The 12,503-nt window shown below is 61.6% G+C and carries 8 protein-coding genes and 1 riboswitch; of the genes, 4 read left to right on the top strand and 4 right to left on the bottom strand.

All coding sequences use genetic code 11. The annotated features are described in order from the left end of the window. Window positions 1-37: 37 nt before the first annotated feature. On the bottom strand, window positions 38-613 hold the full coding sequence (locus ACFQ6H_RS25735; RefSeq protein WP_003940660.1) for a TerD family protein: 576 nt from the start codon (window positions 611-613) through the stop codon (window positions 38-40). 113 nt (window positions 614-726) lie between these two features. Further along, a complete protein-coding gene (locus tag ACFQ6H_RS25730; protein WP_378649404.1) occupies window positions 727-3,909 on the bottom strand; it encodes an SNF2-related protein in 3,183 nt (1,060 codons plus the stop codon). 111 nt (window positions 3,910-4,020) lie between these two features. On the opposite strand from ACFQ6H_RS25730, the gene ACFQ6H_RS25725 reads away from it, so the two are divergent. Further along, window positions 4,021-5,148, top strand: a complete 1,128-nt coding sequence (locus ACFQ6H_RS25725) for an alpha/beta hydrolase (protein ID WP_378649402.1) — start codon at window positions 4,021-4,023, stop codon at window positions 5,146-5,148. A gap of 92 nt (window positions 5,149-5,240) precedes the next feature. Here ACFQ6H_RS25725 and ACFQ6H_RS25720 read toward each other — a convergent pair whose 3' ends face one another. Continuing rightward, window positions 5,241-6,614: a dicarboxylate/amino acid:cation symporter gene (locus ACFQ6H_RS25720; protein ID WP_378449227.1), complete on the bottom strand. Its 1,374-nt coding sequence runs from the start codon at window positions 6,612-6,614 to the stop codon at window positions 5,241-5,243. 339 nt (window positions 6,615-6,953) lie between these two features. Between ACFQ6H_RS25720 and ACFQ6H_RS25715 the strand changes: the two genes are divergently transcribed. The 3 genes from ACFQ6H_RS25715 (at window position 6,954) to ACFQ6H_RS25705 (ending at window position 10,768) form a co-directional block, all read left to right on the top strand. Next, window positions 6,954-7,859 (top strand): phosphodiesterase, encoded by a 906-nt coding sequence (locus ACFQ6H_RS25715; RefSeq protein ID WP_378649400.1) that lies wholly within the window; start codon window positions 6,954-6,956, stop codon window positions 7,857-7,859. Window positions 7,860-7,937: 78 nt separating this feature from the next. Then, window positions 7,938-8,051: riboswitch (SAM riboswitch) on the top strand. After that, entirely contained in the window at window positions 8,034-9,380 is a 1,347-nt protein-coding gene (locus ACFQ6H_RS25710; protein ID WP_378649399.1) for an LLM class flavin-dependent oxidoreductase, read from the top strand. Its footprint overlaps the riboswitch before it by 18 nt. 20 nt (window positions 9,381-9,400) lie before the next feature. Beyond that, window positions 9,401-10,768: an NtaA/DmoA family FMN-dependent monooxygenase gene (locus tag ACFQ6H_RS25705; RefSeq protein WP_378649397.1), complete on the top strand. Its 1,368-nt coding sequence runs from the start codon at window positions 9,401-9,403 to the stop codon at window positions 10,766-10,768. Window positions 10,769-10,819: 51 nt separating this feature from the next. Here ACFQ6H_RS25705 and ACFQ6H_RS25700 read toward each other — a convergent pair whose 3' ends face one another. After that, entirely contained in the window at window positions 10,820-12,313 is a 1,494-nt protein-coding gene (locus ACFQ6H_RS25700) for a stealth family protein (RefSeq protein WP_378649406.1), read from the bottom strand. Window positions 12,314-12,503: the final 190 nt, after the last annotated feature.

The following is a 12,503-nucleotide window of genomic DNA, read 5'->3' as shown; positions in this document are numbered from 1 at the left end:
ACGCCGGATCGAACCCCGTTTCGTGTACCGGTAGAGATCAGATGTTGACGCCGTAGTCGCGGGCGATGCCGGCGAGTCCGGATGCGTATCCCTGTCCGACTGCACGGAACTTCCACTCACCGTTGTGACGGTAGAGCTCGCCGAAAAGCATGGCAGTCTCGGTAGATGCATCTTCGGAGAGGTCGTAGCGTGCCAGCTCGGAGCCGTTCGACAGATCTACGACGCGGATGTAGGCGTTGGTGACCTGTCCGAAGGACTGGAGTCGGGCATCGGCGTCGTGAATCGAGACTGGGAAGAAGATGTTGGTGACGTTGGGTGGTACGGCAGGAAGATCGACGTTGATGACCTCGTCGTCGCCGTCACCTTCACCGGTGAGGTTGTCGCCGGTGTGCTCGATGGATCCGTCGGGCGAGCGAAGGTTGTTGTAGAAGACGAAGTGAAGGTCGGAAAGGACCTTGCGTTCCGGGCCGGTGACCAACGCGCTGGCGTCGAGGTCGAAGTCGGCGCCGCTGGTACTGCGTGCATCCCAGCCGAGACCGACTGCGACCTTGGTCAGGTTGGGTGCGGCCTTCGACAGAGATACGTTGCCGCCCTTGGCAAGTGTGACGCCCATTCAGGTTCCTCTCGTTCGAACGAAGTTGATTACTTCGTTCGGGAGTTCTGTGTTGTCCGTTCTCGACTCACATTACCGTGAGCGGGTAGGTGCGGTTCGACCGAATAGGCACCTCACTCGAACAGCGCGCGAAGATCCTCGGCGTCGAGTCCGGTGCCGAGTGAGCCTTCGGCGTCCATGACATTCGAGAACAATGCCGACTTCTTGGCCTTGAGTGCCATGACCTTCTCTTCGATGGTGTCTTTGGCAATGAGGCGGTAGACCATGACGTTTCGTGTCTGCCCGATGCGGTGAGTACGGTCGACCGCTTGTGCCTCGGCGGCCGGGTTCCACCAGGGGTCGAGAATGAAGCAGTAGTCGGCCTCGGTGAGATTGAGGCCGAAGCCACCGGCTTTGAGGCTGATCAGAAAGACTGGGGCCGAGCCAGACTTGAACTCCTCCAACACTTCACCGCGATTACGCGTCGAACCGTCGAGATAGCTGTACGGGATGTTTTCCGCGTCGAGTCGGGTGCGCACCGAGCCGAGGAACCCGGTGAACTGACTGAAGATCAACGCACGGTGTCCGCCGGCGATGACGTCGTCCAGTTGCTCGACGAGAGCGTCGACTTTGGCCGACGGTATCGATCCGCTGTCCTTGTCGACGAGTGAGACATCGAGACTGAGTTGGCGCAGTATCGTCAGCGATTGCAGGATCGTGAATCGGTTTTTGTCGACGTCGTCGAGCAGACCGAGGATCTTTTGCCGTTCGCGCTGTAGATGAGTGTCGTAGATTGCGCGATGGCTCGGATGCAACTCGATCTCGAGTACCTGCTCCTGCTTGGGCGGCAAGTCTGCGGCCACCTGTTCCTTGGTCCGCCGCACCATCAACGGTTTGACGCGTCGTCGCAGTTGCGCCAATCGTTCTGCATCACCGTCTTTTTCGATGGGAGTGCGGTAGAAATCGGTGAAGGTGGTGGGGCTGGGAAACAGTCCCGGTGCAGTGATCGCGAGCAGCGACCACAACTCCAAAAGATTGTTTTCCATGGGTGTTCCGGTGATCGCGAGTTTGAAAGGTGCGTTCACTGACCTCGCACATTGGTGGACCTTGGACTTGTGGTTCTTGGCGAATTGGGCTTCGTCGAGTACCAGTCCGGACCAGCGGCCCGCGGAGTACGCATCGGTGTCGAGGCGAAAGAGGACGTACGACGTCACGACGATGTCGGCTCCGTCGACGAGTGCTGCCAGATCGGTTTTTCTGCGTCGCAGCGTGTCCGTGATGACAGCGGTGTGGAGGGTTGGTGCGAACTTCGCCACCTCGGATTTCCAGTTGGATACGACGCTGGTGGGTGCGACGATCAGAAAGGGAGGTGCGGCTGGATTCGATTGCCTTGCAGCGCAGATCATTGCGAGGGTCTGCAGTGTCTTGCCCAGGCCCATGTCGTCGGCGAGTATGCCGCCCAGACTGTGCTGGCGCAGGAAATTGAGCCAACGGAATCCGTCGACCTGATAGGGGCGCAGCGTTGCCGTCAACGTGTCCGGGACTTCGACGTGATCGATGCCCGAACTGCCGAGCAATCCTGCGATCTGCTTCTTCCATGCTGCTGCTTGATGTTCGACTCTTCCGAGAGCCGCCAGTTCTTCCCACAGCCCGGCCTGAAATTTGCTGATCGCGAGTTTGCCGGTAGGTCGATCGAGTAGCGACCGCGCTTCGGTGATGAGGCGGTGTAGGCCGAGTAGTTCCGGTGCGTCGAGCCGAAAGAAGGCGCCGTCCGGTAGCAGTATGTGAGTCTCGCCCTTACTCAGAGCGGCGAACAGTGTTGTGAACGGAACGCTATGTCCCGCAACATCGACGGTGACATCGAGGTCGAACCAGTCGGATCCGCTGTCACCGTCCGGGGCCGATGTGCTGAGGCTGATCACGACAGCGTCGTCTGCAGGCCGGTAGTCGGCAGGGGTTCCTGCAACCGTGAGGTCGATGGCGTCGTGCGATTCGAGTTGGGGGAGGAGGTCGAGTGTGAACTGCATGGAATCGAGGCCGGTCAGCGTTCCCGCGAGAGTGGCCTTTGCCGCGGCCGCGCCGAGGCTGTTGGTGATGGCATCTTCGGCAGCGTGATTGCGGACCTCGGACTCGTCGGTGGTTGCATCGGCGGTAGAAATGATCAGTTCGTCGGCATCGACGGTGTATTTCCATGCCGATTCGATGTCGATGCGGTGGTCGTCGTCGTAAGTGGCCATCAGTTGTAGCCGCGGACCGGACACAGTCGGTGGGTTGTAGGCACCGTCGGAAGATATGACGGGCGCGAGGCTTCCGAGTTTGAACACGAACCGCGAAGTGAACGCATCCCGATGCTCGGCGGGGATGTCGACTGACTTTCCGGAGTCGATCATCTGCCTCAATTGGTGGGTGACCGGCGTGTCCAGTGGTGCGAGCGTGATTGCGTTGGTGGCGTCGAGCGTGAAGACACCATGTGCCGGCGTACCGACAAGTCCCCAGTCGGAATGGGTGATGATGTGCCCATCGGTCTGAATTCGGGGCGTGAGACGGAGATTGTTGTCTTCTGCTCCGTGGACGTCGAGGCAGATGTTGGCGTCGTCGAGTAGGGAGATGTTGCCGAGGCCGGCCTTCGAGTGAACGAGTGAAACGCCGACGCTGATCGCCTCATCAAGAAGCGACCAGAGTTGCGGGCTCGGAAACCCGGCAAGATCGATCTCCGCGGAATTCTGATGTCGGTAATGGTTGCCGGCGCTGTGCAGGAGATGAATGTCGCGTAGAACGCGAATGTGGTCGGCGGGGAACTGAAAGGTGCTTCCGAGTTTGTTCCAGGCGAGTCCGCCGGAAATCCACCCTCTAGCTCCTGGTTGCACTGGTTTGACGAGGAGCCGTGTCGATGTTCCCTTGGTTCGGGTGGTGAATTGAATGCCGAGTCCGGGAGTTGTGCGGCCGTCGGGGTCTGGTCGGAGCAATTCCTCGAGCGCGCCGTCCCACCCGAATTGTCGTGGCGTCGTGTTCGCCTCGGCCACCGCTGCGAGCACCAACGCGGCAACGTGTTTACAGTTCATCCGCACCGGACACGTGCAGAGGCCACGTGCGAATGTGGGAGTACCAGTCGTGCTGCGACTTGTCGAGATCGTGCAGGTGTACGGCTCCCGCGCAGTCCCCGCCACAGCCCCGGTCAAAGTATCCGGGGTGTCGTTCCAGCTGATGGACACGACCGCATTCTGCCGCAGGTAGGTAAGTCCGCGGTCGTAGGTTGTCGTGCCGACGACAGCGCGAACTCGGTCGAGGTCGAGGGCCTTGACGGAGTCAGGTTGCACGGGGCCAGCCTAGTGGCGGCGTCCGACAGATCTTGTCGTGGTCGTTTGTCCAAGAAAGTCCGAACTGCACGGTATGTTCACGGAAACATCTTTGACTTGTTTGGGAGTTTCATGAGGACTGAGCGGCGTGCGTGGATTCGATCTGCGCGCACAGGTGCGGTGTGTTTGGCCGTCTGTGCACTTTCTTTGCAGTTGGGCGGACTGTCGACGGCAGCGCCGAGTTCCGGAAGCTCGGGTAGTTCGGGAAGCTCGGGAAGTCTGGGCAGCGTCGAGGGAAGCGTGAGCTCGGGGTCGACGATCCCGGGACCACTTCAGGAGGATCCGGGCCCCAAACCGGACCTGCGCGACGACATCGTCGTCCCGGCTATCGTCGGCGAGAAGGTGACCGCACCGCAGGCGGTCAGACTGACGGTGGCGTCGCCTGCACTTCGACGCGAGGTCGGCGTCGAGATTTTGCTACCCGCCGACAATTCGGTTCCGCGCCCAGCGTTGTACATGCTCGAGGGCGTCGACGCCGGAGAGAAAAGCAGCGGATGGATGACGATTGGCGGCGCTCCGGCGTTCTTCGCCGACAAGAACGTCAACGTCGTGATGCTCAATGGCGGAATCGCGAGCTTGTACTCGGACTGGGAGAATCCGGATCCGCGGCTGGGACTGCACAAGTGGGAAACCTTCATCACCGAAGAGCTGCCACCGCTGATCGACGCACGACTCGAGACCAACGGCATCAACGCGATTGCCGGCAATTCCATGGGCGCGATGGGCGCAATGATGCTCGCCCAACGCTTTCCGGACATGTACCGGGGCGTCGCGGTTTTCAGCGGCTGCTACTCCACGATGGATCCGCTTGGGCGAACTGCCGTTCAGGCCACGATATCTTCCCGAAGCGGAGATCCGGCCAACATCTGGGGTGTGCCAGGAGGCCCGGAGTGGGAGGCGCACGATTCTTTGATCAACGCAGAGAAGTTGCGCGGCAAGGAAATCTACGTGTCGACGGCGAACGGTCTTCCCGGATCCGACGAGACGCTGCAGACTCCTGAACTGCTCGAGCGTCTGGTGATCGGCGGCGGCATCGAGGTTGCTGCGCATGCCTGCACCAAGATGTTCGATGCTCGGTTGCAGGAGCTGAAGATTCCGGCGCAGGTGGATTACGAGCCGAACGGCACACACGCGTGGGCGTATTGGCGTGAACGACTGCCGAAGGCGTGGCCGACTCTGTCCCGGGCATTGGGCGTCTGACGGTCGACGACCGTCTGTGCAGTTCCGGTTGAAAAGCAGCGTCCCCGCACCGTATTGCTCTGGTGCGGGGACGCTGCTGTTGTCAGAGAGGGTTACGCGTCGACAAGTTCCTCGGCGAAGGGATCACCGTTGCGGGGAGCGTCGAAGCGCTCCTTGTCGAGGATTCCCTCACGCTTTGCGACGATGACCGGGACCAGTGCCTGGCCGGTGACGTTGACTGCGGTACGACCCATGTCGACGATCGGTTCGACGGCGAGGAGCAGTCCGACGCCGGCGAGGGGAAGACCCAGGGTGGAGAGCGTGAGTGTGAGCATGACTGTCGCACCGGTTGTTCCGGCCGTTGCTGCCGAGCCGATGACCGAAACGACGACGATCAGCAGGTAGTCGGTGAACGTCAGCGGAACGTCGTAGAAGCCGGCTACGAAGATTGCCGCGATCGCGGGATAGATTGCGGCGCAGCCGTCCATCTTCGTGGTGGCACCGAGCGGAACGGCGAACGAGGCGTACTCACGAGGAACACCGAGGTTGCGTTCGGTGACGCGTTCGGTCAGCGGCAGGGTGCCGATCGACGAGCGCGAGACGAAGCCGAGCTGAGTCGCGGGCCAGACGCCGGAGAAGAAGCTTCGGACCGAGAGGCCGTGCGCGGCAATCAGGATGGGGTAGACCACGAAGAACACGATCGCCAGACCGATGTAGATGGCGGCGGTGAAGACGCCCAGCGAGCCGATCGCGTCCCAGCCGTAGGTGGCGACAGCGTTGGCGATCAGCGCGGCGGTGCCGATCGGGGCGAGGCGGATGATCCACCACAGGACCTTCTGAACGATCGCGAGAAGCGATGCGTTGAACTCGAGGAACGGCGCAGCCTTCGGTCCGATCTTGAGCGCAGCAATGCCGATTGCGCCGGCGATGACGAGCAACTGCAGGACGTTGAAGCTCAGCGACGTGGTCGCTACACCTTCGGTGACGGAAGTCTTTGCGCCCAGCCCCAGGAAGTTGTTCGGAACCAGTCCGGTGATGAACGCCCACCACGAGCCGGAGCTCTTGGGTTCTTTCGCTGCTTCAGCCGCGACGTCGGTCCGTGAACCGGGATCGGTGATCAGGCCGACGATGATGCCGATGATCACAGCGATGAACGCGGTGATGGCGAACCAGAGCAAGGTCTGCACGGCCAGGCGAGCTGCATTGGCGACCTGTCGCAGGTTGGCGATGGAGCTGACGATGGCCGTGAACACCAGCGGGATCACCGCAACGGTGAGCAGCTTGACGTAACTCGAACCGATGGTCTGCACGGTGCCGACCAACCAGTTGACGTTGCCGTCGGCCGCATCAGGCATGGCCCGGGCGACGAGACCGATGATGACACCGAGTACGAGGCCGGCGACGATCTGCGGTCCGAATGCCGTCGCCCAGGACGGAAAACGGGACGTGGACTTTTCCGGCACGCCGGTGGAGGTGGAGCTGGGCATGACTATGCCTTTCGAAAATCAAGGGAGCGAAACGCAGCGCGGCACCAGAGGCCGGGCAGATTCGAAGAAATGTTTCCTGGTACGCGTCAGGTCAGAGCGAGCGCGTACACATTGCGCTCGCCTGCAGGCGAAGGTCGACGTAACGCCGACTGGTCAGGAACAACACTGTCCACACACTACTCGCAGCTTCAACTACTCGATCCCGAGGGTCGCCGCGGGAGTTCGCTTCGTGTTCGTCGGGTGTGCCCCGATCAGTCACTGTTGGTCGGTTGACTAGTGTCGACGATCAGTAGGTGCCGCACCGGCGCCTACGCGTCGGCAAGCGGAAGCGAGAGACCGATGAGCGTTCGGAATGCCGAGTACCCGCGTCCGAAGCATTTTCTGGTGCACCTCAGTGACACACATCTGGTGGCGCAGGGACAGCTGTACGACGCCGTGGATGCGTCGACGAGGTTGCGAGAAGTGCTCCGCGGGATCGTGGCCTCGGGCGCACGCCCCGACGCACTCCTCTTCACCGGCGACCTGACCGACGAGGGGCACCCCGACGCGTACGCGCAATTGAAAGCCATCGTGGAACCCGTGGCGGCCGAGATCGATGCACAGGTCATCTGGGCGATGGGCAACCACGACGACCGCCCCACCTTCAGATCGTTGCTGTTGGGCGAGGACGCAGCAGATCATCCCGTCGACAACGTCTACGATCTCGACGGACTGCGGGTGATCACCTTGGACTCGTCGGTTCCGGGTCATCACTACGGTGAGATCACGGATCGTCAATTGGACTGGCTACGAGCAGAGTTGGCGGTCCCTGCGCCCGACGGAACGATACTGGCGCTGCATCACCCACCGGTTCCGTGTATTCAGGATCTTGCAGTCTTGGTGGAGTTGCGCGATCAGCCCCGGTTGGCAGACGTCCTGCGAGGCAGTGATGTTCGGGCGATTCTTGCCGGGCACCTTCACTATTCGACGACGGCGACGTTCGCCGGGATTCCCGTGTCCGTGGCGTCTTCGACGTGTTACACGCAGGACCTGAACGTGGAAGTCGGTGGGCAGCGTGGTCGAGACGGGGCTCAGGGGTGCAACCTGGTGCACGTGTACGACGAGACGATTGTTCATTCGGTCGTTCCTCTGGGCGCTCACGTGACGGTCGGTGAGCTCGTCGACGCGGCCGAGGGGGTCCGGAGGCTCGGCGCTGCCGGCATTCGAATCCTCGAGAGCGAAAAGGCGGGGCGCTCGATCGTCTGAGGTGGCAGGCGGTTTCCGGCGGGCCGGCACGGTTCGGGTTGATTGTCGGGCGGTCGCGTACTCACTACCGTCGAGGTAGGTGCAGAGCTCCAGCAACAAGGACCGGCTAGCTGGACGGCAACCCTTCATGCCGATGGGGTGCCCCGGAATCACACCTGGCGATACGCGCGGTGCGTGTCGCAAGCGGCAGTCGCCACGAGAACCGTCAGTCGGGTGCTGACGGTTTCTGCGGTCGGCACTGTGCGCTCCCGAGTAGTTCTCGAACAGGAGTATGCGCCGATGACCTCCACCCCTTCTTCTCATCTTGCTCCGCTGCATCTCGCCGTAGCGCTGGACGGTGCCGGTTGGCACCCTGCAGCCTGGCGAGAGCCACACTCGCGCCCGAGTGAGCTGTTCAGCGCGTCGTACTGGACTGACGTGGTGACGACCGCCGAGCGTGGTCTGCTCGATTTCGTCACCATCGAGGACAGTCTCTCGGTTCCGGCGGACCCACTCGCGCCCGTCGACGACGCCGTTGATCGGGTACGCGCGCGGCTCGACGCACATCTCGTGGCTGCCCGACTGGCACCCGTCACGAGCAACATCGGTTTGATCCCGACCATCACCACCATTCACACCGAACCGTTCCACGTGTCCAAAGCCGTTGCCACCCTGGACTACACCTCGGGTGGTCGCGCCGGATGGCAGGTGAAGGTGTCGGCTTCGGAGTCCGAGGCGGCCCAGTTCGGGCGACGCGACATCCCAGCGCTCACCGATGCCGAGCGTCAGTCGATCGTTTCAGGCGTCCTCCCGGACTTCGTACGTGACCTGTTCGACGAAGCTGCGGAGGCCGCTGACGTCATCCGGCGACTCTGGGACAGCTGGGAGGACGACGCCGAGATCCGCGACGTGGAGCAGCGCCGATTCATCGACCGGGACAAGTTGCACTACATCGACTTCGAGGGAAAGTATTTGTCGGTCCGTGGACCGTCGGTGACTCCGCGCCCGCCGCAGGGGCATCCCGTCGTCACAGCACTGGCGCATCAGCGCGTGGCGTACGAACTGGCAGCGCGCACGGCTGACCTGGTGTTCGTGACGCCATTCGACGACGAGCAGGTCACGGCAATCCTGGGTGAGGTGCGAGCAGCCGAAGAGCACGTGCAGCGCACCGGTGAACCGCTTCGGGTCTTCACCGACATCGTCGTCTTCTTCGATACGCCGGAAGAAACCGGAAAGGAACGGCTCGCTCGCCTCGACGCGCAGGTTGGTACCGAATACCGTTCGGACGCGCTGACCTTCACCGGCACCGCGGCCGAGTTGGCAGATCTTCTGCTCCGGTGGCAACAGTTGGGAATCGACGGCTTCCGGTTGCGACCGGGCGTCGTCGTAGACGACCTCGACGCGATCGCCGGCGAGCTGGTTCCGGAATTGCAGCGGCGCAGCGTATTCCGCACCGAATACCCACAGACGAATCTTCGCGGACTGGTTGGTCTGTCCATCGACGTTCCCAACCGCTACGCCGCCGGCACTCCGGCCGCCTGACAGACGAGGAATACACTTTCATGAGTTCTCAGCAGCGTAAGCAGGTCATCCTGGGTGCCTACCTCGGCGGCGTCAACCATCACACTGCGTGGTGGGATCCGCAGGCGGGCAGTCAGATCGAGTTCGAATCCTTCGAGCACACCGCTCGAACCGCCGAGCGTGGGAAGTTCGACTTCTTCTTCCTCGCCGAAGGTCTTGCTCTTCGTGAACGTGCAGGACAGATATTCGATCAGGACATCATCGGCAGGCCGGACACCTTCACCGTGCTTGCATCGTTGGCAGCAGTGACCGAACACCTCGGTTTGGCCGGCACCATTAACGCCACGTTCAACGAGCCGTACGAACTGGCCCGCCAATTTGCGACGCTCGATCAGTTGTCCGGAGGTCGTGCCGCCTGGAACGTCGTCACCTCGTTCGACGCATTCACCGGCCAGAACTTTCGTCGCGGCGGATACCTGGATCGTGCGCAACGATACGAGCGTGCGGAGGAGACGGTAGCGCTGGTGCGTCAACTGTGGGATTCGTGGCGCAGCGACGACATCGTTGCTGACAAGGCATCAGGACGCTTTCTCTCGCGACCGGATGCCGGTGAATTCGCTTTCCACGGATCACATTTCGATGTGAACGGCCGATTCACGGTGCCGCGTAGCCCGCAAGGGCGCCCGGTTATTCTGCAGGCCGGGGTGTCGCCGCAGGGGCGCGATTTTGCTGCCGGCAATGCCGACGCGATCTTCTCACCGTATGGTCAATTGCCCGAGGCGGCCGACTTCTATCGTGACATCAAGGCTCGTGCCGTCGTGGCCGGACGCGACCCGGGTGACATCAAGATTTTGCCGTCGGCGAGTTTTGTTCTCGGCACGTCCGAGGCGGACGCGATCGAGAAGTACCGCGATATTCGCGACCAGCAGGTCACCGGTCAGACCGCTTTGGTTCTGCTCGAACAGATCTGGAATCTCGATCTGTCGAAGTACGACCCCGAAGGGCCACTACCCGATATCGCCCCGGATCCTGAGGCTCCGCCGATCATCCAGGGGCGCGCCTTCATTCACCAGGATCGTTTCGCGACCGTCGCAAAACTGCGCGCGGTAGCCGAGAGCAAGAAGTTGAATCTGCGCGAAGTGGTGATCGATCAGTTCGAGCGTGGACCGATCGTGGGTACACCGCAGCAAGTTGCGGAGAAGATCGATTCGTTTGTCAGCAACGACGGTTCGGATGGGTTCATCCTCGGGTCGCACCTTGTGCCGACCGGCCTCGACGAGTTCGTCGACGACGTGGTGCCACTGCTGCAGGATCGAGGTGTTCTCCGCAGTGACTACGAAGGAACGACGTTGCGTGACAATCTCGGACTGCCCATCCCGGTGCAGAGGGAGCATGTGACAGCACGCTGATCGACCGAAGTGGCGAGGGCCCAGCCGAAATCGGCTGGGCTCTCGCTTCGTCTAGGCTTCCCAGGGAGCGGGGATGGGGTAGTAGCTCTCCAGGAACTCCGTGATCTTGCGTGTGCGAAGTTCCAGATCGATCTCCGGAGCGCTGCCGTCGTTGAGGCAGAAGAAGTCCATGGATCGCTTGGCGAGCAGTGAGTCCATGTCGCGCAAACCGGCCTTGACCGTCGTGTCGACGTATTTGACGGCGGCGGACTTCTGCACCACCGACCGTCCACTCATGAGCGTGTAGTAGTGGTAGAGCGAATTGGTCACCGAGATATTGGAACTCGCGCGGAAGGTGCTTGCTGCAGTTGCCGCGAAGTCTTCGGCGAACTCGCGTTCCATCTCGGCCATCACGCTCTTGCGCAGTGGCGTCGCTGCGTGCTCGAGATGCCTGGTGGTCATCAGACCGAAGCGGTCCTGCAGCAGTCGGCGGTTGACGCGGGCAGCATTCTCGAAGCCGCTGCGGTCGTTGTCGTTGTGTCCCAAGCCGATTCTGGTATCGGCCTCGATGAACATGCTGATGCCACCGGGGGAGAAGAACATGTCCGGACCGACCGGGCGGCCGAAGAACATGTCGTCGTTCGAGTAGAGGAAGTGTTCTGCCAGACCCGGAATATGGTGCAGCTGGCATTCGACAGCTTGAGAGTTGTGTGTGGGCAACACACTTGGATCGGCGAAGAACTTCTCGCTGGGCATGAACGTGACTCGCGGATCGTCGGCAAGCCAGTCCGGACGATCGGAATCGGTCGCGACGAAGATCCGTCGGATCCACGGCGCGTACATGTGGATGGACCGTAGCGCGTACTTGAGCTCGTCGATCTGACGGAAACGCGCCTCTGATTCGTCCCCCTCGCCGACGATGTAGTTCTGCATCCGCTTGGCGCGCTGAGCCTGAAACTCCTTGGAGGAGCCGTCGACCCAGGAAAAGACAAGATCGATATCGAAGCTGATATCGGAGGCATGATCGGCGAACATGTTTTCGATGGTCGGCCAGATCCGGCCGAATCGCTCGACGGTTCCTCGGACAGCTTCTTCGGGGAGGACGGTTCGTCGTGTCAGTGAGTTCTCGACGGGTAGGACGATTTCTTCTTCGGAAATTGACCACAATTCGATTTGAACGCCGATGTTCGCGCCGTAGTTCATGCCGCTTGCGACGTGAACCCGCGGACGGAACAAGCGGAAGATCCGTGACTTGTTGGTTTTCGACAGGGCACCGTCCGCGACAAGGAGCGCTGGGCTCTTCTTCGCGTCGACGGTTTTGGAATAGAAGGGTGCGTTGGCGCATCCCTCGACAAGTGCCTGCCGCAGGTTTTTGCGCTCGGTCCAGCTCACCGCGATCACGGGGCGCTCGTCGTTTCCGCGGACGAGTAGATACTCGATTCCTGCGGCGTCGAGGATGTCGCGGATGAAGAGGAGATCTTCGACCATCGCTTCGAGCGGCGTGGTGGTCGTGATCGCGAGGGCAAAACGATTCTTGAATCGGACGGTCTCGGGTAGCTCGCCCATCCGTGCGCGTGACGCGGCCGACGCCGGTTCCACGGGATTGGGGCTGTCCTGCTCCGGGGGTACGAAGTAGATGTCGTGCGGAGCGGGAGATTCTGTAATGGGATGCCTTCCGATTCTGATCCAGCTGTGTATCTGTCGCCCCCGACGCTGCGAGAGCGTGGTGGCGACGAGCTCAGTCTATGCCGTCGGC

This window comes from Rhodococcus sp. NPDC056506 (assembly GCF_042794945.1).
In the GTDB taxonomy this organism is placed as follows: Bacteria; Actinomycetota; Actinomycetes; order Mycobacteriales; family Mycobacteriaceae; genus Rhodococcus_F.
Note: the sequence above shows the minus strand (reverse complement) of the source record. Positions and strands in the feature narration are given on the sequence as shown.

Excerpts from the sequence above, each read along its gene's own strand:
- ACFQ6H_RS25725 (WP_378649402.1), top strand. The coding sequence starts at position 4,021 with ATGAGGACTGAGCGGCGTGCGTGGATTCGATCTGCGCGCACAGGTGCG.
- ACFQ6H_RS25705 (WP_378649397.1), top strand. The coding sequence starts at position 9,401 with ATGAGTTCTCAGCAGCGTAAGCAGGTCATCCTGGGTGCCTACCTCGGC.
- ACFQ6H_RS25720 (WP_378449227.1), bottom strand. The coding sequence starts at position 6,614 with ATGCCCAGCTCCACCTCCACCGGCGTGCCGGAAAAGTCCACGTCCCGT.
- ACFQ6H_RS25715 (WP_378649400.1), top strand. The coding sequence starts at position 6,954 with ATGAGCGTTCGGAATGCCGAGTACCCGCGTCCGAAGCATTTTCTGGTG.
- ACFQ6H_RS25735 (WP_003940660.1), bottom strand. The coding sequence starts at position 613 with ATGGGCGTCACACTTGCCAAGGGCGGCAACGTATCTCTGTCGAAGGCC.
- ACFQ6H_RS25700 (WP_378649406.1), bottom strand. The coding sequence starts at position 12,313 with ATGGGCGAGCTACCCGAGACCGTCCGATTCAAGAATCGTTTTGCCCTC.